Source organism: Brachybacterium sp. GCM10030252, from assembly GCF_042666535.1.
Taxonomy (GTDB): Bacteria; Actinomycetota; Actinomycetes; order Actinomycetales; family Dermabacteraceae; genus Brachybacterium.
In genome coordinates this window covers 196,132-222,508 of the sequence record NZ_JBHTDM010000003.1, presented here as the reverse complement: position 1 = coordinate 222,508, position 26,377 = coordinate 196,132, and the positions used below count along the sequence as shown (strand labels likewise).

Sequence of the window (26,377 nt, the reverse complement as noted above, 5' to 3'; positions counted from 1 at the left end):
GGCGCCGTGGCCTGTCGGGCAGAGGCAGGCCATCGCACCGCGCCCCCACCGCCCGTGACCGAGCTCGTGCCGCGCCCGAGAAGGACTCCCGATGGCCTCCACCTCCTCCCCCGAGCCGGCGGACGCCGCCGCGAAACCGCCCTCGCCCGTCATCCCCAAGCCCGACGCCCTGGCGGACGTGCTCGAGGACAGCCTCGTCGCCAAAGCCACCGCGCCGCTGGGCCGGATGTTCCTGCTGACCCTGAGCGGCGGCGCCTACATCGCCCTGGGCTTCGTGTTCATGGTGACCACCCAGCAGGGCATGGACGCTTGGCCCGCCGGGGCGGCGAAGCTCATCGGCGGCATCGCGTTCTCCGTCGGCCTGGGCCTCGTCGTCATCAGCGGCTCGGACCTGTTCACCGGGACCACCATGACGTTCATGCCGTGGCTGTCCAAGCGGATCCCGACCGGCCGCATGCTGGGGCACTGGGGCATGTCGGCCGGAGGCAACTTCATCGGGTCGCTCGCCGTGGCCCTGCTGCTGCTGTTCGCCGGCACTCACACCGGCAACGACTCCGCGTGGGGCCTGGTCGTCCTGGACACGGCACAGGCCAAGGTCTCCTACGACTGGCATCAGGCGTTCTTCCTGGCGATCCTCGCCAACTTCGCCGTGTGCCTGGCGGTGTGGGTCGCCACCGCCGGCAAGACCGTCACGGACAAGATCCTCGCGGTCATCGGCCCCATCGCCCTGTTCGTCGCCACCGGCTTCGAGCACTCCGTGGCCAACATGTTCATCCTGCCCATGGGGCTGCTGATCAAGGCGGCCGCCGGGGACTTCTTCTGGGCCGGGCAGGCGCTGCAGGACGCAGGCGTCGACGTCGGCACCTACGCATCCCTGACGGTCGGCTCCGCCCTGTGGAACAACCTCATCCCGGTGATCCTGGGCAACATCGTCGGCGGCGCGGTGCTCGTGGCGGCCTACTTCTGGGCCTCCTACCGACGCGGCGACGACGATCTGGTGGCCGAGGACCAGCGTCGCGCGCACGAGAGGCGCGAGGACGAGAGGCGCGAGGACGGGCGCGGCTGATCCCTGAGGGGCGGGAGCCCGTGGCGCGGCATCGGGCGAGGCGGATCGAGCCCGGCGATGCTGAGCGCGCCCGTCACGCGGCGTCATCCGCCGACTTCGGCCTTCACGGCGCCGAGAACCGCTGCGTCGGCCGGCGTCCTGGACGGCGCGGCGGCGAAGGTCCAGGTCACGCCCGCTGACCGCATCGGCTCGCATGGGCTCGGATCGCGTCCCTGCGACGCGGGCCGGGCCACGAGGCGTCTGCCAGCTCACACCGGCCGGGAACGCCACGATTTTCGCGTATACAGTGGTGCGGAAATCTTCGCGCGCTCGACGACGCACCCGACCCGGCGCTCCTGCGCCACGAGACCGAGGTGAGATGTCCTTCTCCCAGCAGCCCTTCCGTCTGGCAGTCATCGGCTCCGGCCCGGCCGGCGTCTACGCCGCCGAGACCCTGCTGCGCTCAGAGCCGGTCAAGAGCGGTGAGCTCGAGGTCAGCATCGACCTCTTCGACCGCCTCCCCGCGCCCTTCGGCCTGATCCGCTACGGAGTCGCCCCCGACCACCCGCGCATCAAGGGCATCATCACCGCCCTGCACCGCATCCTGGGACGCGGCGACATCCGCTTCCTCGGGGACGTCGAGTTCGGCACGGACCTCACGGCCGACGACCTGCGCGCCCACTACGACGCGGTCATCTTCGCCACCGGCGCCCTCAAGGACGCCGACCTCGACATCCCCGGCATCGAGCTGGAGGGCTCCTACGGCGCCGCCGACTTCGTCGCCTGGTACGACGGCAACCCGGACTACCCGCGCACCTGGCCGCTCGAGGCGGAGCAGGTCGCGGTGATCGGCAACGGCAACGTCGCCCTCGACATCTCCCGCGTGCTCTCCAAGAGCGCCGACGAGCTGCTGCGCACCGAGATCCCCGCCAACGTCTACGAGGGTCTGCGCGCCGCCCCGACCACCGACGTGCACATCTTCGGCCGTCGCGGCCCCGCGCAGACCAAGTTCTCGCCGCTGGAGGCCCGCGAGCTCGCCCACCCCAAGGGCCTGCAGGTCGTCATGGACCCCCGCGACCTCGAGCAGATCACCGAGGCCGAGTGGGAGGCGATCAAGGCGGACAAGCGCACCGACCAGGTCGTCTCGACCTTCGCCGGGTGGCTCTCGGAGCAGCAGCGCCGCGAGGCCGCCGGCGAGGAGCCCACCGACATGCACGGCGGCCCCGTCCAGCGCCGGCTGCACATGCACTTCTGGCACCGCCCCGTCGAGGTGCTCGGCGAGGACGGCAAGGTCACCGGCATGCGCTTCGAGCGCACCCGCCTGGACGCCGACGGTCGCGTCGAGGGCACCGGCGAGTACATCGACTACGAGCTGGGCGCCGTCTACCGCGCCGTGGGGTACTTCGGCTCCGAGCTGCCGGGCGTCCCCTACGACCCCCAGCGCGGCGTGATCCACAACGTCGCCGGTCGCGTCACAGAGGCCGACGGCACCGTGGTGCCCGGCGTCTACGCCAACGGCTGGATCAAGCGCGGCCCGGTGGGCCTGATCGGCGCCACGAAGTCCGACGCGATCGAGACCATCAACTCGCTGCACGAGGACATCGCCGCCGGCACTCTCTCCGCCGCGCCCGAACGGGAGGAGGACGCGATCCTGCGCCTGCTCGAGGACCGGGGCGTGCAGTACACGACCTGGGAGGGCTGGACCAGCCTCGACGAGCACGAGAGAAGCCTCGGCGCCGCCGCGGTCGATGCCGACGGCGAGCCCCGTGCCCGCATCAAGGTCGTCGAGCGCGAGGAGATGGTCCGCGTCTCCCGCGAAGGCATGCAGGAGCCCTCCCGCGCCTGACGAAGTGCCGGATCCGGCGCACCGCGCCCGGGACGCTCGCGCCAGGCACCACGTGCCCGGGTTGCCCGCGGCAGGCCGCACCTTCCAGCCTGCCTGGGCTGGCCGCGGCCACCTACCAGCCCGTCCGAGCCCGCTCGCGCCGCCGACTGTCCACGCGCGGTACGCCTGGCGCATCTGCCGTGAGATGTGCACGGCAGATGCGATGAGCGTCCCGTTGACGGACACGGTCCGGCCAGAAGCACGGTCCGCTGTGGACGCAGGCACGGTCCGCCGTGCCGCTGGGCCGGCCGGCGCGGTCAGCGGCGGATCGAGGCGAGGTGGTCGGCGATGCGGTCGACGGCGTCGGCCAGCAGCTCCGCGTGGGGCAGCGTGACCAGCCGGAAGTGGTCCGAGGTGTCGAGGTTGAAGCCGGTGCCGTGCGTGACCAGCAGCTTCTGTGAACGCAGCAGGTCGTAGGCGAACTGCTCGTCGTCCTCGATCGCGTACATCTCGCGGTCGATCTTGGGGAACATGTACAGCGCGCCCTGGGCCTTGACGACGCTGACCCCGTCGATCTGGCTCAGGCCCTCGTAGGCCACGTCCCGCTGCTCCCGCAGCCGGCCGCCGGGCAGCAGCAGGTCATTGATCGACTGGTAGCCGCCCAGCGCCGTGGCCACCACGTGCTGGGCGGGCACGTTGGGGCACAGCCTCATGTTGGCCAGCACGTCCAGGCCCTCGATGAAACTGGTGGCGTCGTCCTTGGGTCCGTACAGCGTCATCCAGCCGGCGCGGAATCCCGCCACCCGATAGGCCTTCGAGAGTCCGTTGAAGGTGATCGTGAACAGGTCGGGGGCGAGCGAGGCGACCGGGGTGTGGACCACGTCGTCGTAGAGGATCTTGTCGTAGATCTCGTCGGCCAGGATCATCAGTCCGTGCTTGCGCGCGACCTCGACGATGTCGCGCAGCACGTGCTCGGGGTAGACGGCCCCGGTGGGGTTGTTGGGGTTGATCACCACGATCGCCTTGGTGCGCGGGGTGACCTTGTCGGCGAGATCGGTGACGTCGGGCCACCAGCTGGACTCCTCGTCGCAGCGGTAGTGCACGGGCCGGCCCCCGGCGAGCGACACCGCGGCGGTCCACAGCGGATAGTCCGGCTGCGGGATGAGGATCTCGTCCCCGTCGTCGACCAGGGCCTGGCACACCATCTGGATCAGCTCGGAGACCCCGTTGCCGAGGTAGACGTCGTTCAGCTCGATGCCCGGCATGCTGCGCGTCTGGTAGTACTGCGCGACCGCCCGGCGCGCCGCCGGGATGCCTCGGGAGTCCGAGTAGCCCTGTGCGGTGGGCAGGTTCCGGATCATGTCGACGAGGATCTCGTCGGGCGCCTCGAAACCGAACGGCGCCGGATTGCCGATGTTGAGCTTGAGGATCTTGTGACCCTCGGTCTCCATCCGGGCGGCCTCGGCGGGCACCGGTCCCCTGATCTCGTAGCACACGTCGCGCAGCTTCGAGGACTGGGTGAAGATCATCTGGGACTCCTGGGGCCGGATCGGGTGAGCGCCAGCGTAGCGCCGCACGCCCCCTCGGCGAGGACATGACCGCATCGCGTGCCGCCGGGCTCTTGACGTCCGTCGGCAGGTTTAGTTTCATAGTTTCAATTAACGGTCCGTCCTTGTCGCCGTCGACATCCACCCCGCCGGACCGTGCCGCCGCCCCATCTGGAGGCCGATGATGTCCCCACGCCGGACGCCCGTGGACACCGCCGTGACCGCTCCCCGAGCGGGCGCCACCCACCGAGTCCATCTCACCGCGGCCGGGGTCTCGCTGGTCCTCGATGTCACCGACGGCCGGATCCCGGCGATCGTCCACTGGGGCGCGGCTCTCGGCGTCAGTGGCGGCGACGGGCCGACGGGAACTGCGCGCGAACCGGGAACTGCGGGAGAGCCGGGCACCGCGGGCGGACCGGAACCTCCGAACCGGTCGGCAGCTCTGGGCGCGGCCGCACTCGACGCGCTGTGCGAGGCTGCCGTCGACGTCGTGCCCAACAACGCCGTGGACGTCCCGGTGCGCCTCGGGATCATCCCTCAGCAGTGCGACGGCTGGATCGGGCGCCCCGGCCTGACCGGCTCACGGGCCGACGGCTCCGGATGGGCGCCGCGCCTGGTCACGCGGTCGCTGCACCTCGAGGGCCGGCCGCTCACCGAGCCGCACGTGGAGACAGGTCCTGCCCGGCTCCGTGTCGATCTGGCCGACGAGAACCTCGGCCTGGCCGTCGCCCTGGACATCGAGCTGCTCGAGTCCGGATTGCTGCGATTGCGCGCCGCCCTGACCAACACCCTCGAGACGCCGTACGACCTCGACGAGCTCACCCTCGCCCTGCCGGTCCCGGGCGACGCCGACGAGCTGCTGGACTTCGCGGGCCGCTGGGGCAAGGAGCGCACCCCGCAGCGCAGTCGCTTCACCGTCGGCACCCACCTGCGTGAGAACCGGCGCGGTCGCACCGGCGCAGACGCCACCCACGTCCTGCACGCCGCCCGGCCCGGCCTGGGGTTCCGCACCGGCGAAGCCTGGGCCGTCCACACCGCCCACTCCGGCAACCATCGCCACCTGGCCGAACAGATCAACACCGGCACCCGTCTCCTCGGCGGCGGCGAGCTGCTGCTACCCGGCGAGGTACGGCTGGGAGCCGGCGAACAGTACGTCGGCCCCTGGCTGTACGCCTCCTACGGGGCCGGGCTCGACGACGTGGCCCACCGCTTCCACCGCCATCTGCGCTCCCGCCCGCACCATGTCGATCCCCGGCGGCCGGTCACCCTGAACGTCTGGGAGGCCGTCTACTTCGACCACGACCTGGCCCGGCTCACGGATCTGGCCGACCGGGCCGCCGCGCTGGGCGTCGAGCGCTACGTCCTGGACGACGGCTGGTTCGGGTCCCGGCGCGACGACACCTCGGGGCTGGGCGACTGGATCGTGTCGGCCGACGTCTGGCCCGACGGGCTGGGCCCGCTGATCGACCACGTGCGCGGCCTGGGCATGGAATTCGGACTGTGGTTCGAACCCGAGATGGTCAACGAGGACTCCGACGTCGCCCGCGCCCACCCGGAGTGGATCATGGCCCCCGCTCCGGACCGGATCCCGCTGGAATCACGCCACCAGCAGGTGCTGAACCTGTCGATCCCCGCCGCCTACGCCCACGTGCGCGACCAGATGTCGGCGCTGCTGGAGACCTACGACATCGACTACCTCAAGTGGGACCACAACCGCGACCTGCTGGAGGCGGCCACCCGCGCCACCGGCCGCGCCGCCGTCCACGAGCAGACCCTCGCGACGTACCGGCTGATGGATGAGCTGAAGGCGACTCATCCGGGCCTGGAGATCGAATCGTGCTCGTCCGGCGGCGCCCGCGTGGACCTCGAGATCCTCGAACGCACCGACCGGGTCTGGGTCTCGGACTGCATCGACCCGCTCGAGCGCCAGCAGATGAACCGCTGGACCTCCCAGCTGATCCCACTGGAGCTGATGGGCAGCCACATCGCCTCCGGCCGGTCGCACAGCACCGGCCGCCTGCACACCCTCGGCTTCCGCGCCGCCACCGCCGTGTTCGGCCACCTCGGCATCGAATGGGACCTGGCGGCCGCCACCGAGGAGGAGCTGGAGGAGCTGCGCGAGTGGATCGCCTTCTACACCTCTCGCCGCGAGCTGCTGCTGACCGGTGACTTGGTGCGGGCCGATCGTGGCGAGAGCGCCCTGTGGGTCCACGGGGTCGTCGCGGCCGACCGCGGCAGCGCCGTGTTCTCGCTCGCCGCCGTCGGCCGGTCCGCCGAGTCCCAGCACGAGCGGCTCCGGTTCCCCGGCCTGGATCCGGCGGCCACCTATCGTCTGCGCCCCGTCCGGATCGGCCCGCGGCCGTCGGGGCTGACCATGCCGCCGTGGATGACCCGAGCCGCCGAGGAGGACGGCCTGCTCGTCCCCGGCGCCGCTCTGACCCACTCGGGTCTCGCCGCTCCCCTGCTCGATCCCGAGCAGGCCCTGCTGATCGACATCTCCCGCGCCCGATGCACTGACCATCTGCCCGGGCCAGGTGGTCCGGGCGACCCGATCGAAAGAAGGTAGCCATGTCCACCGCGACGACGTCGACGCGGTCGGCCCCCACCCGCCGCCGGCATCCGGACGATACGAAGCTGGCGCTGCTGTTCATCGCGCCGGCCTCCGTCGGCCTGCTGGTGTTCCTGGTGTGGCCGCTGCTGACCGGGATCTACTACTCCTTCACGGAGTACACCACGCTGACCCCGCCCACGTGGGTGGGGCTGGAGAACTACCGGGCCATGCTCAGCGACCCGGTGTTCTGGAACTCGTTGAAGGTCACGGTGCTGTACGTGGTCATCAACATCGGCGTCCAGACCGTGGTGGCGCTGGTGATCGCCGTGCTCATGCAGCGCCTGACCCAGTCCACGATCCTGCGCTCGCTGGTGCTGGCCCCGTACCTGGTCTCGAACGTCGTCGCGGCGATCGTCTTCCTGTGGATCCTCGACACCCAGCTGGGCATCTTCAACATCTTCCTGCAGTGGATCGGCTTCGATCCGGTCGCGTTCTGGTCCAGCGAGACCTGGGTGATCCCCACCGTGGCGCTGGTCAACGTGTGGCGCCACATGGGGTACACCGCTCTGCTGCTGTTCGCCGGACTGCAGTCGATCCCCGGACACCTCTACGAGTCCGCCCGCACCGAGGGGGCCGGTGAGATCAGCCTGTTCCGCCGGATCACGCTGCCCCTGCTGCGACCGATCCTCGCGCTCGTGCTGATCATGTCGATCATCGGGTCCTTCCAGGTCTTCGACACCGTCTCGGTGACCACCCAGGGCGGCCCCGCCGACGCCTCGAAGGTGCTGCAGATGTACATCTACGAGAACGCCTTCGGCCAGTACCAGTTCGGGTACGCCGCGGCGCTGTCCATGGCGCTGCTGGTGATCCTCATGGTGATCACCTTCGCCCAATACCGCATGACCCGTGCCGGCCAGTCGGACCTGGACTGAGGGAGGACATCATGACCACCGCACCGCATCCGGTCACCGACGACGTCCGCGAGGGCTCCCCCACCGGGCCGCGCGCCGCCGACTCCGCCATCACGAGGCCCCGCCGCGGCATCCCCTGGGGCAAGATCCTCGCCTGGGCCGTGATGGTGATCTTCCTGCTGATCACCCTGTTCCCCTTCTACTGGATGCTGCGCACAGCGCTCTCCAGCAACAACGCCCTGGGCACCGATCCGGCCAGCCTGCTTCCCGTGGGCCTGAACACCGGCGGCTTCGAGCGAGTCTTCGGCATGCAGGACGTGGAGACCGCGATCTCCGAGGGAGGCTCGGGCGCCTCGATCAACTTCTGGCGCTACCTGCTGAACTCGGTGATCGTCGCGACCACCATCACCGTGGTCCAGACGTTCTCGTGCGCGATGGCCGCCTACGCCTTCTCGCGTCTGCACTGGCGCGGGCGGGACACCGTGTTCATGATCTTCCTGGGCTCGCTGATGATCCCGCAGATCTTCACGCTGCTGCCCAACTTCATCCTCATCAAGAACCTGGGCCTGGTGGACACGCTGCTGGGGATCATGCTGCCGACCCTGTTCATCTCCAGCTTCGCGATCTTCTTCCTGCGCCAGTTCTTCAACAACATCTCCCGCGAGGTCGAGGAAGCCGCTCTGATCGACGGCGCCAGCAAGGTCAGGGTGTTCTTCACTCTCATCCTGCCGATGTCCAGCGCTCCGCTGGCCACGCTGGCCCTGCTGACGTACATGACGGCGTGGAACGAGTACTTCTGGGCGCTGATGGTCTCCTACACCGACCAGTCCCGAGTGCTCACCGTCGCCCTCGGCGTCTTCCGGGCGCAGGCCCCCGGGACCGGCCCCGACTGGTCCGGACTGATGGCGGCGACCCTGGTGGCGGCCGCGCCCATGCTGATCCTGTTCGCGCTGTTCGCGAAGAAGATCGTCAATTCCATCGGCTTCAGCGGCATCAAGTGAGGTACCCCGGCATGAGTATCAGGAACCACCGCGACCCCGTCTCCCGCACCCCGTCCGCGGCCCGCGGCGGCGGTGCCGTCAGCCGCCGCCGTCTGCTGCAGGGATCAGCTGCCCTCGCCGCAGGCGCCGCCGGCACCGGCACGCTGACCGCGTGCGGAGGTGTCGCTGCCCCCGCCGGCGCCACCGAGATCGACTACTGGCTGTGGGATGCCAACCAACTGCCCGCCTACTCCGCGGCGATCGACGCCTTCATGGCGGAGAATCCCGACGTCTTCGTGCGGGTGACCCAGCTGGGCTGGGAGGACTACTGGACGAAGCTGACGGCCAGCTTCGTGGCCGAAGCGGGCCCCGACGCCTTCGCGGATCACCTGGCTAGGTATCCCGAGTTCCTCGAGCTCGGTGTGATCTCGCCGCTGGACGGGATCGGGCCCCTCGACGACCTGCCGGCCGACCGGTTCCAGGAGGGCCTGCAGGAGCTGTGGACCGGCCCGGACGGTGCGCGCTACGGGATCCCCAAGGATTACGACACGATCGCCGTGATGTACGACCGCGCCATGATCGAGGAGGAGGGGCTCAGCCCCGAGGACCTGGAGGACCTGGACTGGAACCCCGAGGACGGCGGCAGCTTCGAACAGATGCTGGCGCGGTTGAGCGTGGACGCCAACGGCGTGCGCGGGGACCAGGACGGCTTCGATCCGGCGAACGTGGCCCGGTACGGCCTGGCCGTGGCGCCGGGAACCGACTACGTCGGCCAGACCACGTGGGGGCATTTCGCGCTCATGACCGGATGGACGTTCACCGATGAGGAGACCTGGGGCACCCGATTCAACTACGACGACGAGCGCTTCGTGGCTGCGATCGACTGGTACTTCGGGCTGGTCGACAAGGGCTTCATGGCTCCGTTCGGGACGTTCGGGGATTCCAGCCCTCCCCAGACCCAGCTGCAGTCCGGCTCCTCCGCCCTGGCCACGGACGGCTCCTGGATGATCACCACCTACAACAACGTCGAGGGCATCGACCTCGGCATCGCCCCGCTGCCGGCCGGGCCGCTCGGGCACCCGGTCTCGATGTTCAACGGGCTCGGGGACTCGATCTCCGCGCAATCGGAGAACAAGGAGGAGGCGGCGCGCCTGATCGCCTACCTCGCGTCCGATGAGGCCCAGCGGATCATCGGCGAGCGCGCCCCGTTCTTCCCCTCCACCGATGTGGGCACGCAGACCGCGATCGACAGCTACGCCGCCGACGGGCTGGACGTCACCCCGTTCACCGACCGCGTGAAGAACGGCGAGACGGGCCTGTACCCGCTGGTGGAGAATTCCGCCTCGATCATGTCGATCATGCAGCCGGCGTTCGACCAGTGCTGGATGCGGCGGATCGACGGGGCGGATTTCGCCGCGTACAACGAGAGGGTCAACGCTCTGTTCGAGTGACTCCCGGCCCCGGCCGCCGCCACCCGCGGATCAGGCGTCGGGGCCGACGAACTCCTGGATGGCGATCACGGCTGCGCCCCGTGCCCACTCGTCGAAGTCGCCCGGCAGGTCACGCACCACGATGTCGCGCTGGGCCGGGGCGAGGTCGGTGCGCAGCACGTCCTCGAAGAGCGGATCGGCGGCTCGGACCAGGTCGAGGGTCTCCCCGCCGAGGACGATGGCTTCGGGATCCACCAGGGCGGTGATGGTGGCCGCGGTGGAGGCGAGCGCGCGGGCCAGGCCCCGGACGAGATCGAGGGCGTCCCGGTCACCGTCGGCCACGCGCCGGCGCAGATCGTCCACGCCCTGCTCGGCGGTGAGGATCCCCGCCTCGCGAGCGCGCGCGAGCACCTGGTCGGTGCGGGCCGCCCGGCCGACCGTCAGCAGCGCGCCGTCCCGGTCGAGGCCGACGGGGAGCCGCTCGGTCAGTCCCGCCAGGCGGGTGTGCCCCTCGACCACCCGGCCGTCCAGGACGGTGCCGATCGCCACCCCGGCACCGATCGTGAGCACGGCGAAGGAACGATACGCGCGGCCGATGCCGAACCAGTGCAGCCCGTGGACCATCGCCAGCAGGTCGTTCTCGACGACCACCGGGAGGTCCAGGCGCGCTTCGAGCGCCGCGGCGAGTTCCACCGGTTCGCTCCAGTCCAGCAGGGTGGAGGAGAGGACGGTGCGGCGATCGGCGACGCGGCCGCCGAGACTGACCCCGACCACGGTCAGGCGCGGATGCGCTTCGGCGAGAGCGGCGACGGGCGTCGCGATCGAGGTCAGCACGGTCTCGGGGGAGGTATCGGCCAACGGCAGCACCAGGGTCTCGAGAGCGTTGCCGCGCACCGTGGTGACCATGGCGTGGATCTCGTCGGCGGTGACCTTGACCCCGATGAAGCGAGGGCCGAGGTTCTCCTCGATGTCGAGGGGCTGGTGCGGGCGCCCTTTGGGGCGCACGACGCTCTCCAGCGAACGCAGACGGTGGGCGTCCAGCAGTTCGCGTGTCGCCCGGGTGACCGTGGGGGCGGACAGCCCGAGCCGGGAGGTCAGCTCGCTGCGAGAGCGGGGCCCGAACCGCAGCAGATCGCGGTAGACCGCGCGGACGCTGTCACTGCCGAGATCATCGACCGCGAGCGATCCCGCCTCTCGGTCCGCGCCTCGCTCCGTCATTCTGCGACCTTATCGCCCGATCGGCACGCAGCGGCGAGAACGTCCTGATCGAGCGCGATCGGCCGGTCCACCAGGACATCGAGAGGCTTCGGTCCATGGTCCGGGGCGAGGCATTGACCGACGCCGTGCAGAGCGCCGGCTGCGCCGTGCGCTCACTCTGACTCGGCGTGCTCACGCTGAGGCGGCGTGCTCACGCTGAGGCGGCGCCCTTGGTTCCGTGCGCGCCGACGGGCAGAGACGTGCGTCCTGGGCCCGGTCTCTGACATGCTTCCGGTGTCAACGACCCCGGCGCGAGCCAGCGCCCCGGGACCGAGCATCGAGGGGATTCCATGAGCGAGACGACTGCCGGCACCGCGACGGACGAGCAGATCACCATCTACACGGCCTACGAGATCGAGTTCATGCTGGGCCTGCGCGCGACCGAGAACGGTGCGATCACGCGGGAGCAGATCGGGCTCCGCAGCGCCCCCGAGGAGGCCAGGGAATTCGTGACCGCCGCAGTCACCTCGGGCCTGCGGGCGCGCGGCAAGGTGGAGCGTTCCACCGATGGACAGTGGGTTCTGGGCGAGGAGGGGCAGGTGGTGGCGACGGCCCTGACCGCCGCGGATCGGTGGCTGGGCATCGCGCTGGCCGAGGGCGAGGCGATGCGGATGGCGTTCGTGATCAAGGCGAACGACGCGATCCTGATGCTCACCCAGGACGAGCTGGACTCCTTCGCGGTCTCCGCGCTGCCCGACCGCTCGCACGTGCCGGCCTCCGTCGCCGACATCGTCATCGCCTTCCTCGACGAGGGCCACGAGCGCACCGTGTCGCTGCGCCGCACCGATATCTCCGCCCCTGACCAGGCGGTGCCGATGATGTTCCACGCCGAGGAGGACGGCTCATGGCGGATCGGCCATCTGCCGCTGGACGACGAGGGGATCCTGAACGTCTCCCACGTCGCCCGCGAGGACATCGGCGAGGCGGTCCGGCTGCTGTGGGAGGACGGCGTCAGCCGTGCCCCCTCGGCTCCTGACGCCTGAGGCGATCCGGACCGCCGGCGGCCCGGGCTCAGAGCGCCGGCCCGGGCTCGCCGGCCCGGGCGCAGAGCGCCGACGGCCCCGTGCCGCAGCCGTTCACAGCGGGCCGGCGCTCGCCCGCTGCCGGCGGTGCAGCTCCCGGCGCAGGGAGCGGATGTCCTGCCCGGAGGGTTGACCATAGGTCCAGATGTGGCGATCGAACGCGGGCATCACCACGCGGGAGCCGTCACGCAGTCGGAGCGCTGCTGTCAGCCAGTGCACCGGGTGGACCACTCGCGATTCGACGGCGAGGATCCGCTCCCACGGCACCTCCCGGGCTTGCACGGCGCCGACCACCCGCAGCCCGGCCTCGGTGATCTCCACGCGGGAACGGGCCGTCCCCAGGGCCACGGCCCCGAAGCGCAGTCCCAGCAGGCCCAGGACCAGCGCCGCCACAGCGACGCAGAGCATGACCAACAGCCGGCCGATCCCCGGTGAGTGGCCCTCCTCGACCGTCAGCCAGAGCGCGACGCCGATCGCCGCCAGCACGAGCGCCGTCCCCAGGGCGGCGGCGGACACGACGGCGCGCACGGCCGTATCCCGGGTCGCGGCGGCCGGGAACAGCGCTCGGATCTCTCCGCCACCGTGACGGGCGGTCTGACGACCGCGCTTCGCGCCCGACAGGTCCGAGACCATCCGCTGGACCGTGGCACTGCTGCGGGAGTAGTCGGGCAACACGGTGCGCGGCCCCGTCTCGGGGCCGATCTGCCGGGGAATGGTCATGAAGCCAGGCTAATGCTCGCGGCGAACCAGGTCGATGGGCCCTTCTCCCCATGCCCACGACCCATGCCCGTCACCCATGCCCGTGACCCATGCGCCTCGATGCTCGAGCCCGCCCGCGCCATGCCCGTCGACCCCTGCGTCCCGCCCCGTCTGCCCGTCCCATCGGCCCGTGCGCGCAGGCAGGACGGTGCGTACAGTTTCGTCCATGCCCTCCCACGGATCGAACTCTCCCCGCTTCCGTCGCCCGGCCCCCCTGTTCCCCGCCACCGCGGACGCCATCCCCGGAGAACCGGACCCGTCGGCCTCGACCGAGATGGCGCACGACTCCGCGCAGGCGCTGCTGGACGGCGTCTTCCACAGCTCGGACCCGGAGGTGGTCCAGCGCGTGATGCACCTCGCGGCCGACGGCGGACTCGCGGACCTGGCCGCGCTGTGGTCGAGCTCGCCCGCCACCACCCTCCCGGGAGCGCTGTGGCGCCTGTACGTGCTGCACACCTGGGTCCAGCACCACAGCGAGGACGTCGTCCACCGCTACCGCGCCGGTTCCCGCACCATTCCCGGTCTGCGCTACCTCTCCGGGTTCGCCGAGCCGCCGGACGTCGACCAGGTGCGTCGCACGATGGACGAGATCCTGCGCGGTGCCTTCACCGGCGACCTCGCCCTGGCCCTGACCCGGGCCGGAGCGGTGGCCACGCTCGTCGCCCACGGCACCGCCCATCTGGCCGACGACGACCGCGACGACGAGCGCACCCGGCAGGCCGAACGGCTGCTGCGGACAGGCGAGGAGCTGGCCGCCGCGGGACGGCACGCCGAGGCCGGTCAGCTGGATTGAGGTCCGTGGCCGGCAGGATCCGGCCGGACGTGGCACGCGCCATGTCCGCCGCGGCCCTGCTTGCGTCCACCCGACCGCCGTGTCCTACGATGGTCAGGCGCCGGGCCGCGGTTGCCCCGGGCTCCAACATTTGCCGCTTCGAGCGGCCTTCGCGCCGACAGGCGCATCCCGGTCCGGCGCCCCAGCTTCACACGGACAGCAAGCGCCCCGCTCTCGGGCACGGCGGATGCAGGTACTGCGCCGACGGGCGCGGGGAGGCGGCCTGAGTTGGTGCAGTTCTTCCCACGGCGGACCGAACGCCCGATGTACGACCTGTTCGGCGATCTCGCCGAACTCCTGGTGCAGGCCGCCGACACCCATTCCAAGCTGGTCGGCCACGGCTACCGCGAGCGCACCCGCATCGCCCCGAAGCTGCACGACCAGTCCACCCGCGCCGAGGAGCTCGGCCGGCGCATCGCCCAGCGTCTGGCGCGCTCGCTGATCACGCCCTATGAGGCGGAGCTGCTCTACGACATCTCCCTGACCATCGCGGACACCGTCGATGCGATGAACCACACCGCTGAGCTGCTGGTCCTCTCGCGCGTCGGCGCCCTGCCCGCTCCGCTGCTCGAGGCGGCCACGGGCATCGAGCGCGCCTCGGAGCTGACCGTCACGGCGACCTGGTCGCTGAGCCGGGTGCAGGAGCTGGCTGATTACTACACCCAGATCCGCAAGCTCAAGCGCCAGGGCGACCGGCTGGTGCGACAGTCCCTGGCCGAGGTCTACAAGCGCGGCGGCGCGATGACCGAGGTGCTGCCCCTGCACGACGTGATCGAATCCGTCGGCCGCACCATCGCCCTGCAGGAGCACACCGCCCGGCTCGCGGATCTGCTGCGCGTCAAGGACGCCTGAGTGTCGCCGGCCCTGCTTGCGATCGTCCTCGTCCTGGCACTGGTCATGGCGTACGTCAACGGCTTCCACGACGCCTCGAACGCGGTCTCCACGGCCATCACGACCCGCTCGCTGAAGGAGTCGACCGCGCTGGCCATGGCCGCGGTCCTCAACCTCCTCGGAGCCCTGCTGGGCATGCTGCTGCTCGCCGTGACCGCACACTGGGCCGTCAGCCTGCTGGGGCTCGGCGAACTGGCGGAGCAGGCCGGCGGGGCACCCGATGTGCTCGGGATGGCCCTGGTCTCCATCCTCGTCGCCACGCTCAGCTGGGAGATCATCACGTGGTGGTACGGGATGCCGTCCTCGACCTGGCACTCGTTCTACGGCGGCACCATCGGGGCCTCGCTCGCGATCGGCGCGGCCGCCGCCTGGGACCGGCTGGCGGCGATCCTCGTCGTCTCCGTGGTGGGCCCCGTGGTCGCCGCTCTCGCCGCCTATCTGCTGATGCACGGGATCCTCGCCCTGGGCAGGGGCGAGCGGCTGCGGATCGAGCACCTCCGCTTCGCCCAGACCGTCTCCGCCGGTGCGGTGGCCACCGGCCACGGGCTCAGCGACGCGCGCCTCCCCCTGGCCGTGGTCGTCGTCGCGACCTCCAGCGCCGGCCTGCACATCGGAGACTCCCTGGCCCTCATGCTGCCCGTGGCCGTCGCCGTGGCGGCCGGCACGCTCATGGGCGGCCATCGAATCATCCGCACCATCGGCCGGCGCCTGACCGATCTCTCCACCGCCCAGGGCCTGGCCGCGGAATCCTCGGCCGTGGCCTTCATGACGCTGGGCGTCTTCGGCCTGGAGTCCCCGATCTCCAGCTCCCAGAGCCTCGCCTCCAGCGTGGTCGGGGCGGGCGTGGCCATGGGCCCGCGCCACGTCCGGTGGGCGGTCGCCCGCTCCATCGTCGTGACCTGGTTGACCACGCCGGTGGTGACGGGCGTGTTCGCGGCCGCCCTGTCCGGGGTGATGCTCGAGCTGCAGATCGGCTGAGCCCGCCGGCGGCCGCGGCTGCCGGCGCCGGGGCTCCTCGGAGAAACGGCGGCTATCCTGGGCGGCGTCCGAATCGCGAAGGAGTCCAGATGTCCGACGGCGAGTCCTCGACGCCCAGCCCGCGGAAGCGTCCGACCTATGGGCTTCCGGGCCCGGCCCCGTCCGGTCCGGCTCCCGGCCAGGGACCGCGCAGCGGGTCGGATGCTCCCGGCTCCGGCAACAGCTGGGGCGCATCGAGCCCGTCGGCCGGACCCTTCGACCGTGACGGCGGCGATCCGGGGGCTCCCGACGGATCGGCGCCGAGGACGGGGCCGCTGCCCCCGCAGCCGCCGCAGCCGGAACGGCCCACGAAGCGCCGCGGGCTGTGGCCGCTGATCATCGGGCTGGTCCTGCTGGTGATCGTCGGCCCCGTGGCCACCGTCGGCGGCATCGTGTGGTCCGTCGGATCCATCGTCGCCGATACCGACGAGGGGCCGGCTGTGATCGAGGGCGGCACCGGAGAGATCGACGTCGCCGCCAACGAGATGGTCATCGTCTATGTCCCCGCGGAGGATGCGGCGAACGCGCAGTGCACCGCCGAGGGCTCGGACGCCGTCACGTCGGTGCCCACCTCCGGCCGCACCAGGTTCGGCGATGGAACGGAGTACGAGCAGGTGCTGGGCGTCGTCGCGACCGAGGACACTGCGGTGACGATCTCCTGCACCGGCACCGACGCCCCGGCGTATCTCGGCCCGTACAGCCTGCTCGGCATGGCCGGACCGCTGCTGATCGGACCGATCATCGGCGTGCTCGCCGGGCTGGCCGGCCTCGTGCTGGTCATCGTGGGCATCGTGCTGCTGGTGCGCACCCGGCGCGGCTGAACCTGCCGCGCCACGACCCCGGTGCTCCCTGTCCCGGCGCCACCTGTCCCGGTGCCGCTTGTCCCGGCGCCCCTCGTGGCGGCGTCTCCGTCGCCGGTGCCGTCCCGTCACCGCGCGTCTCAGGGAACGACCCGTGCCGGGTCCCCCGGCGCCGCCCTGACCTAGAGTGACCTCAGACCCCGCAACCGTGGATGGAGTGGTGAGCATGCACCCCCGTGCCGGCCAGAAGGCCCTTCCCGAGGATCTCGTCGACGTCGATGCGCTCCTGGACGCGTACTACGACCTCCATCCGGATCCCGCCGATCCTGCTCAGGCAGTCAGCTTCGGCACCTCCGGTCATCGCGGCTCCTCCCTCGACACCGCGTTCAACGCGGACCACATCGCCGCCACCACCCAGGCGATCGTCGAGTACCGCGCCGGGCAGGGCATCCGCGGTCCGCTGTTCATCGGCCGGGACACCCACGCTCTCTCGCGACCCGCCTTCGACACGGCGCTGGAGGTGCTGGCCGGCAACGACGTCGTCGCCCAGGTCGACACGATGGACGGGTACACGCCCACCCCCGCCGTCTCCCACGCCATCCTCGTCCACAACCGCGACCGCTCCGCGAGCGACCCGGGTCGGGCCGACGGGATCGTCGTCACCCCGAGCCACAACCCGCCGCGCGACGGCGGATTCAAGTACAACCCGCCGCACGGCGGCCCCGCCGACTCCGAGGCCACCGGCTGGATCGCGGACCGCGCCAACGAGCTGCTGGCGGACCGGCTGCGCGGAGTGCGGCGCCACGGGCGCCAGAAGGCCCTGCAGGATGCGGGCCGCTACGACTACCTCCACACCTACGTCCAGGACCTTTCCAGCGTGGTGGATCTCGACGCCATCCGCCGGGCCGGGGTGCGCATCGGTGCGGATCCCCTCGGCGGCGCGGCGGTGGACTACTGGGCCGAGATCGGCGAGCTGCACGACCTGGACCTCACCGTGGTCAACCCCGAGGTCGACCCGCAGTGGTCCTTCATGACGCTGGACCGGGACGGGAAGATCCGCATGGACTGCTCGAGCCCGTGGGCGATGGCGTCCCTGCTCGAGAAGCGCTCCGAGTTCGACATCGCCACCGGCAACGACGCCGACTCCGATCGGCACGGCATCGTCACCCCCGACGCCGGCCTGATGAACCCCAACCACTACCTGGCGACCGCGATCAACTACCTCTACGCCCACCGCCCGAACTGGCCGGCCGGGGCGAAGGTCGGCAAGACCCTCGTCTCCTCCGGCCTGATCGACCGCGTCACCGCGTCCCTCGGCCGCGAGCTGTTCGAGGTGCCCGTCGGTTTCAAGTGGTTCGTTCCCGGACTGATCGACTCCTCCGTCGGCTTCGGCGGGGAGGAGAGCGCGGGCGCCTCGTTCCTGCGCCGCGACGGGTCGGTATGGACGACCGACAAGGACGGCATCATCCTCGCCCTGCTGGCCTCGGAGATCCTCGCGGTCACCGGCCGCTCCCCCAGTGCGCTGCACGCCGAGCTGGTCGAGGAGTTCGGCGCCAGCGCCTACGCGCGGGTCGATGCCCCGGCCGACCGGGAGCAGAAGGCGAAGCTGAAGGCGCTCAGCGCCGACCAGGTCACCGCGACCGAGCTGGCCGGCGAGCCCATCGTCTCCGCGATCACCGAGGCCCCGTCGGGCGGAGCCATCGGCGGGCTGAAGGTCTCCACCGAGTCCGCGTGGTTCGCCGCGCGCCCGTCCGGCACCGAGGACATCTACAAGATCTATGCCGAGTCCTTCCGCGGCGAGGAGCATCTCGCGCAGGTCCAGGACGCGGCGAAGGCACTCGTGGACGACGCGCTCGCCGAGTGACGTCTCGGGCTGTGACGCCGTGCCCTGGGAGCATGCGCGTCCAGTCTCAGCATTTCCGCAGGTGGGTGGTCAAGGCTGCGTAAAGCCACGGTCAATATTGCGACCGTCACCCTAGGGTGTCGCCATCCACAAGCCCTTGCGCGCCCCGCCCCTCGGCTTGGAGGATGATCCCGGAAGGTAAAAGTTCGGTAGGGTAATATGCTCGGCCGGACCCACCGAAGATGACGTCGAACGCGCCCGCGGGGCAGCGACCAGGAGAGGGGGGACCGCGCTGATGCGACTGCGAACACGCCTTTGTGCATGTTCCGCTGCCCTCGCCATCGCGCTCCCCACCGCGACGCTTCCGGCCATGGCGGAGACCGATGAGACCGCCGAGAGCGCGACCCCGCGAACTGTCGACATCGACGATCCGGCGTCTCCCGAGCCGAACTCCGAGACGGCCGACGCCGAGTCGGCCACCGAGGGAGAATCGACGACCGAGGACGAGTCGACGACCGAGGACGAGGCCACCGACGCCACAGCGGACTCCGACGAGCAGACCGCCGAGGACCCGACGCAGCCCGACGCGATCGTCGGCGACGGATGCGAGACCGACGCGGAGGGCGAGCTCATCCCTCGCCTGCTGCAAGATCCGAACTGCGACGAGAACGAGGACGCCGACTCGACGGCGGACGGTGACAAGAGCACCGGCGACGACACGAGCACCGAGCAGGAGCCGGAGTCCCCGGAGAGCGACTCCACGGAGGGCACCGAGTCCACGGAGAGCGATCCGGCCGAGGAGACCGGCGCCACCGACGGCGAGACGACGGAGGAGGACGGCTCGGAGAGCACGGTCACCGAAACCTCGTCGAAGACCCCTGACCCCTCGCCCACGGCGACGAACACTTCTCCGACTCCGGACGATCCGGAGGGCTCGGATCAGCCCACCGGCACCCAGGACCCCTCCGGGTCACCCAGTGACGGCGGTGGCGAAACCCCGTCGGATCCGAACGACTCACCCTCGACCCCGGAGGAAACCGAGGATCCGACGCCCTCGACGGATCCAGACGAGACGACCGAGCCGGCGGAGGAGTCCCCGAGCTCGACTCCGACGTCAGAGCCCTCCGAGGAGAGCACCTCGGAGGAAGAACGCCCTGGCACCTCCGTGCAACCTCCGGAAGAGTCCACCGAGGAATCGGAGGAGCCGGCTCAGCGCTCCCGGGCGCAGGACGAGGAACCGGAGGAGCCGGCTCCCGCCGCGCCCAGCGAGGAGCCATCCAGCTCCGACGCCCAGGACACCAGGGAGACCACGGACACCGAATCCACCTCGTCGGGCACCACCGAGGTCGAAGACCCGTCGGAGGAACCGGAGACGTCCGAGGTGAATGGCGGCAACGGCGATCAGAGCCCTCCGCCACCACCCGAGCCGCAGCCGGCGTCGGCCGCGCAAGAGGGTGGGCCGGTCGTCCAGCTGCTCAACGCCATCTCCTCGAATGATGAGAACTCGGCGTTCGGCCGTATGCGGCAGGTGCTGATCATCGCACTCGGCATCGGTTTCCTCACCACGGCCGGCTTCGTCGGCGCCACGTGGCAGAGCCGGCGCGCGGCCTCCGTCAGCGGAACCAAGCGCGCGGGACGCTGAGACCCTGGGGCGAACGCCTCGCCGGGGCAGCCGTTCCCTGCGTACCCCGGACCCGACGGCTCAGCGCCGGGCGAGAACCTCCCGTACGTGCGCGATGATCTCGGGCACGCTGCGTTCCATCTCCACGATCGTGCGGTCGAAGGCCGCCTGGCCCTCGTACCACGGATCCGGGACGGGAATATCCGTCTCGAGCAGCTCGGGAGCCGCCGTCGGATCGAAGCGCCGCCACAGCACGATCTCCGGCGCCGCCCTGTCCTCGGGCAGCTGGTCCGCCATGCGGCGCAGCGCCTGCGCCTGCTCGGCCGTCATCGGCAGCACGACATCCCAGACCATCATCTCGGTGAGATGGATGGTGCGCGCGGTGTGCTCGAAGGGACGGGTGTACCCGGCATGTTCGAGCGCCAGCTCGGTGCGGTCGTCCATCGGCATCCCCTCCGCCTCCCAACTGGTGCCGGCGGAGCCCACCTCGACGCTGTCCTCGAGCCCCTCGGCCCGGATCGCCTCCCGCAGCATCACGGCAGCGGCCGGGGATCGGCAGACATTGCCGGTGCACACGGTCAGGACTCGGAGGGACGTCATGAGCGCCATTGTGTCAACGATCAGCGGCTGTGAGCGCCGATTCGCCATGGCCTCTACAATGCTCGAGGGAGTGCTTGCGGTGCCACGGGCCCGCGCCGGCGTATTCGCCAGGGCATGATCACCAGGGCACGATGGCCCGTGACGACGCAACGACGGCTCAGGAGGACAGCGATGGCCGACATCATCCGCGCCCAAGACGACGACTGGCCGCTGGTGCGCGAGATCCGGCTCCGGTCTCTCAGCACCGACCCGGCCGCCTTCGGCCAGAGCTGGGACACGGAGTCGACGTACGAGGACTCCGTGTGGGAGCAGCGCGTGCGCGATGCGGCCTGGTTCCTCGCCGTCGAGGACGGGCAGCCGGTCGCTGTCGTGGCCGCGCGCCACGAGGAGGACTCCCCCGACAACGAGCGCGAGCTGCAGGCGATGTGGGTGACCCCCAACTCCCGCAAGTCCGGCATCGCCCAGAATCTCGCCGAGGCCGTCTTCGACTGGGCCCGCCAGGACGGGGCGGACACGGTCACGCTGTACGTCGGCCCCGGCAACGAGGTCGCCCAGTCGCTGTACGAGAGCCTCGGCTTCGTCGACACCGGTGATCGGTGGGAGGTCGTCGAGGACGATCCCGATGGTGCCTGGCTGAAGATGTCCCGCGCCCTCTGAGGCCCGGTGTCCCTCTCGCGGCGCGTGGTCTCCCGCGTCCCCTCCCCGCGCGCCGTGCTGCGCACCGTCGGGGCGAGATCGGACCGGGGCCGCCCCCACTGGGCCGCCCGGCTCGAGGACGCCAAGAACGTCACGGTCGGCAGCGCCCTGCGCCGGCTCGGCTGGGATCTGCGACTGCAGCCCTTCCATGGGTACGGAACCTCCGGCCGGGTGCGGGTGCTGGCCAAGGTCCTCTACGCCTCCCCCGGCACCCCGGCGGACTTCCACGACCAACCTGTCCATGACATGCGGACCATGGCGGTGCGCGGCTGGCGCAACTTCGCCGGCCAGGTGGCGCCGAACCGCACCGTCCACGTCCTGATCGGTGACCGTCAGTTCCGCGTGCGGGCGGACCGCACCGGCATCGTCGACGCGGAGTTCGACGTCGCGCTGGAGCCGGGCACCCACCGCGCAGTGCTGTGGACGGTCCCGGGCAACGAGGTCACCGCCGACATCACCGTGTTCTCCCCGGAGGCGCGCGTGGGTCTGGTCAGCGACATCGATGACACCGTGATGGTGACCTGGCTGCCGCGGCCGCTACTGGCGTTCTGGAATGCCTTCGTCGTCCACCAGTCCACACGGCAGGTCGTTCCGGGCATGCCGATGCTGTACCAGCGCATCGCCCGGCGCCATCCCTCCCTGCCGGTCGTCTACCTCTCCACCGGCGCCTGGAACGTGTTCCCCGTGCTCAAACGATTCCTGTACAAGAACGGCTACCCCGACGGGCCGCTGCTGCTGACCGATTGGGGCCCGACGAACACCGGCCTGTTCCGCTCCGGCCGCGACCACAAGGTCCAGGCCCTCGAGCGACTTGCCGAGTCCTTCCCGCACATGCGGTGGATCCTCGTCGGCGACGACGGCCAGCACGATCCGTCGATCTACGCCTCCTTCTCCGCCCGCCGCCCCGAGCTGGTGGAGGCGATCGCAATCCGCCGCCTGACCGAGTCCGAGCAGCTGCTGGCCCACGGAAGCCTGCGGCCGCTGGAGCAGTATCGCCACGCGGGTGAGGCGCCGCTGACGGTCCAGGCACCCGACGGGCACGGCCTGCTGGCCGAGCTGGACCGCCATGGAGTGCTCTGATGAACGCTCAGCAATCTCGAACCCGCAACAGCGCCTGGCAGGGGCGGGCTGACACGCCCCGAGCGCCGGGGCCGCAGGCGGGCACCGTTGCCAGTACTGCCCTGGAGATCCGCGACGCCCGCACGGGCGATGTCCCGGCGATCGTGGACGTCGTCCAGGCGGCCTACCGAGGTGAGGGCGGTTGGACGACCGAGGCCCACCTCGTCCGCGGAGCGCGCGCAGACGAGGCCGAGGTGCGCACGATGCTGTCCGATCCCGCCGTGACCTTGCTGGTGGCCGAGGCCGACGGGGAGCTAGTGGGCTGCTGCTACACCCGCACGGAGACCGGATCAGCCACCGGCAGCGAACAGCTCTCACGTGCTGAACTGGGCTTGTTCGCCGTCCACCCCCCGCTCAGGGTCAGGGCCTCGGCGGCAGGCTCCTCGAGGCGCAGGCGGCGCTGCTCGCGAACGCGGGCGTGGCGGTCCTGGTGATCCAGGTGCTTCAGGAGCGCCCGGAGCTGCACGCCTGGTACCAGCGGCACGGATTCGTCCGCACCGGCACCGCCGTCCCCTTCCCCGGGGATCCGGACGACCTGGCGGTGCAGGACCTCGAGATGGACGTCATGGAGCGCCCGCTGCCGAAGCGCTGAACGACCTCGGCAGTCGCGAACCCGCGGGATCTCGAGGCGACGGAGAGCTTCGGCGGCCGCCCGAGTGAGCGGCCGCCGGAAGCTCAGCCCGTGTTCTTCAGGCCGGCGGCCACACCATTGATGGTGGTCAGCAGCGCCCGCTGCAGGTCCGGGTCGAGCTCCTCGCCGCGCGCGGTGACGGCCCGGGCCCGCTGGAGCATCGCGACCTGCATGTAGGAGATCGGGTCGAGGTAGCGGTCACGCACGGCGAGCGTGCGCTTGAGGACCGGCTGGTTGTCCAGCAGGCCCAGCACCCCGGTCAGCCGCTCGATCTCGGCGACCGACAGCTCATACTCCTCGCGAATCCGATCGAACAGGTGCCACAGCCGCTCCGGCACCAGCGAATGCACGTAGTGCGCGGCGATCTGCATGTCCGTCTTCGCCAGCGTCATCTCCACGTTGCTGATCACAGTGCGGAAGAAGTGCCAGTTGCGCAGCATGTCGTGCAGGTCCGGCTCCAGCCCCGCCTCGCGCGCCGCCTTCAGACCGGAGCCGGCGCCGAACCAGCCCGGCACGATCTGGCGTGACTGCGTCCAGCCGAACACCCACGGAATCGCCCGCAGTCCATCCAGTCCCTTGTCGGAGGTGGCGCGCTTGGACGGCCGGGACCCGATGTTGAGTTCGCCCAGCTGCTCGACCGGGGTGGAGGTCACGAAGTACTCGGGCAGGTCCGGATCATCCGCCAGAGTGCGATAGCGCGCATAGGCCGCGTCCGAGACGGTCTGCATGGTGTCGCCGAAGCGCTCCAGCTGCTCGGGAGTGGTGCGCGGCTCCGTGTGCAGCGCCGAGCCCTCCAGCACCGCGGCCAGTGACAGGTCCAGGTTCTCCCGGGCCAGCGTGGGCAGCGTGTACTTGTCGGAGATGACCTCGCCCTGCTCGGTGAACTTGATCTCGCCCTCGAGCACGCCGTACGGCTGGGCCAGGATCGCGTCGTACGTCGGGCCGCCGCCACGGCCGACGGAACCGCCGCGACCGTGGAACAGGCGCAGGGTGACCCCGTGCCGGGCCGAGACGTCGCGCAGGCGGCGCTGGGCCTGGTGGATCTCCCACTGGCTGGTCATCACGCCGGAGTCCTTGTTGGAGTCCGAGTAGCCGAGCATGACCTCCTGGCGGTCCCCGCGCAGGCGCACGATCTCGCGGTAGGAGGGATCGCTGAGCAGCTCGTCGAGGATCTCGCCGGCGGCGCGGAGCTCGCCCACCTCCTCCAGCAGCGGCACGAAGCCGATGTCGGCGCGGTTCTCGTCCCCGCCAGGGATGCTGATCAGACCGGCCTCGCGGGCCAGCAGTGCGACGGCCAGGATGTCGTCGGCCCCGTGGGTCATCGAGACGATGTAGGTCTCGATCACGGAGGTCCCGTACAGCCGGTGGGCACCGCGGATCTCGCGGAACACGTTGTAGGTGGTGCGCGTGGCGTCGTCGAGGATCGTCTCGTCCTCGGTGATCGCCGATCCCACCAGCGGTCGCCGGCTGGCGAGCTCCGCGGCGAGCACCGTGGTGCGCTCGGCACGGCTGAGCTCCGCGTAGGGGCGGTCCAGCTCGCCGACGCGGTCGAAGAGCCGGGCGAGGACCTCGTGGTGCTTCTCGGAGTGCTCGCGCACGTCCAGCGCCGCCAGGTTCAGGCCCGAGCCGGCCAGCACGTGCTGGGTGATGGCCAGGGCGCCGTCGGAGGCGCGCACCCCACGGTGGCGGTGCAGGGCCTCGCGCAGGACGCGGAAGTCGGCCTGGAGATCCTCGCTGTCGCCGTAGTCCTTGCCGGGCACGTGCGGCGCCCCGGAGCGGATCCGCTCGCGGGTCGCGCGCAGCTTGGCCCGCATGGTGCCGAGCTTGAGCCGGTAGGGCTCCTCGTCGTACATCTCCTGCTGGATCTCGTCGACGTCGACATCGCCGCCGTGCGAGAGGTCCTCGGCCAGGCTCGCGCGCAGCTGCTCGTCCTCGCCCGTCAGGGCGCTGGAGACGGACAGATCGAGAATCAGATCGGAGATGGCCTCGATGGCGATGTCGATCGCGGTCTCCGCCTGCAGCGCGAGCACCTCGCGGGTGACCTCGGCGGTGACGTACGGATTGCCGTCGCGATCGCCGCCGATCCAGGAGCCGAAGCGCAGGGGCACCTGACCGTCACGCAGCTCGGCGCCGTGGGCGCGCAGCTCGTCGCGGAGGTCATCGAGCATCTCCGGCATCGTCTGGCGGTAGATCTGGCGCAGGTAGTACAGGGCGTTGCGGGCCTCGTCCTGCGGGGTGGGCCGCTGGCGGCGCAGCTCGTCCGTCTGCCACAGAGATTCGATCAGCTCGGCGAGATCCCGGTCCTGGCGCCGGCGCTCGGGAGTGTCCTCCTCGGTCTCCTCCTCGAGGAGGTCGGAGATGCGGCGCAGCTTGGTCAGCACGGCGCGGCGGGAGGCCTCGGTGGGGTGCGCGGTGAAGACCAGGCGCACATCGAGTGAGTCGACCGCCTGCTGGAGACCGTCGGCCCCCAGCTCGTCGTGGACGGCGCGGACGGTGCGCGGGACCCAGGAGTCCGCGGCGGGGCGCTCCTGCAGGGCCCGGACCCGGTAGACCTGCTCGGCCGCGTTGGCGAGCAGGAAGTACTGCGTGAAGGCGCGGGTCAGTGCCGTGGCCTGCTCCAGGGGCAGCTCCGCCAGGCGCTTCTGGACGTCGCGGGCGTCGGCCTCGACGTCGGAGGCCTTGGCATCCTTGGTCAGCTTGCGCACCTGCTCGACGAGGTCCAGCAGCTCCTGTCCATGCTGGTCGGCGAGAGTGCGTCCCAGCAGCGTGGACAGACGCCGCACGGTGGCACGCAGCGGCGCATCGATATGCGGATCATCGCCGACGACGGGGAACTCGCTCGTCAACGTCGGGACGGCAATGGCGTCAGATTCGGGCACGGGGCCTCCTGAGGTCGGCGGCGCGTGGGAACGGCCGCCGGCAGTTGGGGCGACCGCCTCGGCGCGGAACGAACGGGCACAGACTACCGCGAGCGTCCCAGCAGCACGGTACGGGCCGATC

At 70.8% G+C, this 26,377-nt stretch carries 21 protein-coding genes; 16 read left to right on the top strand and 5 right to left on the bottom strand.

Translation table 11 applies throughout. From position 1 onward, the window contains the following. Positions 1–91 precede the first annotated feature (91 nt). Both ACFQRJ_RS01025 and ACFQRJ_RS01020 read left to right on the top strand, forming a co-directional pair. Positions 92–1,066 carry a formate transporter FocA gene (locus ACFQRJ_RS01025; protein WP_377016105.1) on the top strand — a complete coding sequence of 325 codons (975 nt, stop codon included), beginning with the start codon at positions 92–94 and terminating at the stop codon, positions 1,064–1,066. A 358-nt stretch (positions 1,067–1,424) separates the two neighbouring features. Then, complete coding sequence (locus ACFQRJ_RS01020; RefSeq protein ID WP_377016103.1) at positions 1,425–2,891, top strand: FAD-dependent oxidoreductase; 1,467 nt, start codon at positions 1,425–1,427, stop codon at positions 2,889–2,891. Positions 2,892–3,187: 296 nt separating this feature from the next. Here the strand turns inward: ACFQRJ_RS01020 and ACFQRJ_RS01015 are convergent, their stop codons facing one another. Beyond that, positions 3,188–4,399 carry a pyridoxal phosphate-dependent aminotransferase gene (locus ACFQRJ_RS01015; RefSeq protein ID WP_377016101.1) on the bottom strand — a complete coding sequence of 404 codons (1,212 nt, stop codon included), beginning with the start codon at positions 4,397–4,399 and terminating at the stop codon, positions 3,188–3,190. Positions 4,400–4,601: 202 nt separating this feature from the next. Here ACFQRJ_RS01015 and ACFQRJ_RS01010 point away from each other — a divergent pair, with 202 nt between their 5' ends. Genes ACFQRJ_RS01010 through ACFQRJ_RS00995 form a run of 4 tightly spaced genes read left to right on the top strand, consistent with a single transcriptional unit; the run spans position 4,602 to position 10,310 of the window. Beyond that, a complete protein-coding gene (locus ACFQRJ_RS01010) occupies positions 4,602–6,983 on the top strand; it encodes an alpha-galactosidase (RefSeq protein ID WP_377016099.1) in 2,382 nt (793 codons plus the stop codon). 2 nt (positions 6,984–6,985) lie between these two features. Next, positions 6,986–7,900: a carbohydrate ABC transporter permease gene (locus ACFQRJ_RS01005; RefSeq protein ID WP_377016097.1), complete on the top strand. Its 915-nt coding sequence runs from the start codon at positions 6,986–6,988 to the stop codon at positions 7,898–7,900. An 11-nt stretch (positions 7,901–7,911) separates the two neighbouring features. Then, positions 7,912–8,880 carry a carbohydrate ABC transporter permease gene (locus ACFQRJ_RS01000; protein ID WP_377016095.1) on the top strand — a complete coding sequence of 323 codons (969 nt, stop codon included), beginning with the start codon at positions 7,912–7,914 and terminating at the stop codon, positions 8,878–8,880. A gap of 11 nt (positions 8,881–8,891) precedes the next feature. Next, on the top strand, positions 8,892–10,310 hold the full coding sequence (locus ACFQRJ_RS00995) for an ABC transporter substrate-binding protein (RefSeq protein ID WP_377016093.1): 1,419 nt from the start codon (positions 8,892–8,894) through the stop codon (positions 10,308–10,310). A gap of 30 nt (positions 10,311–10,340) precedes the next feature. On the opposite strand, the gene ACFQRJ_RS00990 is transcribed toward ACFQRJ_RS00995, so the two are convergent. Beyond that, positions 10,341–11,507, bottom strand: a complete 1,167-nt coding sequence (locus ACFQRJ_RS00990) for an ROK family protein (RefSeq protein WP_377016091.1) — start codon at positions 11,505–11,507, stop codon at positions 10,341–10,343. Between the two features lie 329 nt (positions 11,508–11,836). Here ACFQRJ_RS00990 and ACFQRJ_RS00985 point away from each other — a divergent pair, with 329 nt between their 5' ends. After that, positions 11,837–12,529: a hypothetical protein gene (locus tag ACFQRJ_RS00985; RefSeq protein ID WP_377016089.1), complete on the top strand. Its 693-nt coding sequence runs from the start codon at positions 11,837–11,839 to the stop codon at positions 12,527–12,529. Positions 12,530–12,622: 93 nt separating this feature from the next. On the opposite strand, the gene ACFQRJ_RS00980 is transcribed toward ACFQRJ_RS00985, so the two are convergent. Further along, positions 12,623–13,288: a PH domain-containing protein gene (locus ACFQRJ_RS00980; protein ID WP_377016087.1), complete on the bottom strand. Its 666-nt coding sequence runs from the start codon at positions 13,286–13,288 to the stop codon at positions 12,623–12,625. Positions 13,289–13,493: 205 nt separating this feature from the next. Here ACFQRJ_RS00980 and ACFQRJ_RS00975 point away from each other — a divergent pair, with 205 nt between their 5' ends. From ACFQRJ_RS00975 to ACFQRJ_RS00950, 6 genes are all read left to right on the top strand, one after another. Beyond that, positions 13,494–14,120 carry a hypothetical protein gene (locus tag ACFQRJ_RS00975; protein ID WP_377016085.1) on the top strand — a complete coding sequence of 209 codons (627 nt, stop codon included), beginning with the start codon at positions 13,494–13,496 and terminating at the stop codon, positions 14,118–14,120. Positions 14,121–14,423: 303 nt separating this feature from the next. Beyond that, the gene (locus tag ACFQRJ_RS00970; RefSeq protein ID WP_377016083.1) at positions 14,424–15,011 is read left to right on the top strand and encodes a hypothetical protein; all 588 of its coding nucleotides are present in this window, start codon (positions 14,424–14,426) and stop codon (positions 15,009–15,011) included. After that, a complete protein-coding gene (locus ACFQRJ_RS00965) occupies positions 15,012–16,028 on the top strand; it encodes an anion permease (RefSeq protein ID WP_377016081.1) in 1,017 nt (338 codons plus the stop codon). Positions 16,029–16,117: 89 nt separating this feature from the next. Continuing rightward, a complete protein-coding gene (locus ACFQRJ_RS00960) occupies positions 16,118–16,888 on the top strand; it encodes a hypothetical protein (RefSeq protein ID WP_377016079.1) in 771 nt (256 codons plus the stop codon). 205 nt (positions 16,889–17,093) lie between these two features. Further along, positions 17,094–18,731 (top strand): phosphoglucomutase (alpha-D-glucose-1,6-bisphosphate-dependent), encoded by a 1,638-nt coding sequence (gene pgm, locus ACFQRJ_RS00955; protein WP_377016377.1) that lies wholly within the window; start codon positions 17,094–17,096, stop codon positions 18,729–18,731. A 349-nt stretch (positions 18,732–19,080) separates the two neighbouring features. Then, positions 19,081–20,352, top strand: a complete 1,272-nt coding sequence (locus ACFQRJ_RS00950) for a hypothetical protein (RefSeq protein ID WP_377016077.1) — start codon at positions 19,081–19,083, stop codon at positions 20,350–20,352. A 60-nt stretch (positions 20,353–20,412) separates the two neighbouring features. On the opposite strand, the gene ACFQRJ_RS00945 is transcribed toward ACFQRJ_RS00950, so the two are convergent. Next, entirely contained in the window at positions 20,413–20,931 is a 519-nt protein-coding gene (locus tag ACFQRJ_RS00945) for a protein tyrosine phosphatase (protein ID WP_377016075.1), read from the bottom strand. A 171-nt stretch (positions 20,932–21,102) separates the two neighbouring features. On the opposite strand from ACFQRJ_RS00945, the gene ACFQRJ_RS00940 reads away from it, so the two are divergent. The 3 genes from ACFQRJ_RS00940 (at position 21,103) to ACFQRJ_RS00930 (ending at position 23,338) form a co-directional block, all read left to right on the top strand. Continuing rightward, positions 21,103–21,588 carry a GNAT family N-acetyltransferase gene (locus tag ACFQRJ_RS00940; protein WP_377016073.1) on the top strand — a complete coding sequence of 162 codons (486 nt, stop codon included), beginning with the start codon at positions 21,103–21,105 and terminating at the stop codon, positions 21,586–21,588. 6 nt (positions 21,589–21,594) lie between these two features. After that, a complete protein-coding gene (locus tag ACFQRJ_RS00935; protein WP_377016071.1) occupies positions 21,595–22,707 on the top strand; it encodes an App1 family protein in 1,113 nt (370 codons plus the stop codon). Positions 22,708–23,146: 439 nt separating this feature from the next. Beyond that, positions 23,147–23,338, top strand: coding sequence for a hypothetical protein (locus tag ACFQRJ_RS00930; protein WP_377016375.1), 192 nt, complete (start codon positions 23,147–23,149; stop codon positions 23,336–23,338). A gap of 83 nt (positions 23,339–23,421) precedes the next feature. On the opposite strand, the gene ppc is transcribed toward ACFQRJ_RS00930, so the two are convergent. Beyond that, a complete protein-coding gene (gene ppc, locus ACFQRJ_RS00925) occupies positions 23,422–26,256 on the bottom strand; it encodes a phosphoenolpyruvate carboxylase (protein ID WP_377016069.1) in 2,835 nt (944 codons plus the stop codon). Positions 26,257–26,377: the final 121 nt, after the last annotated feature.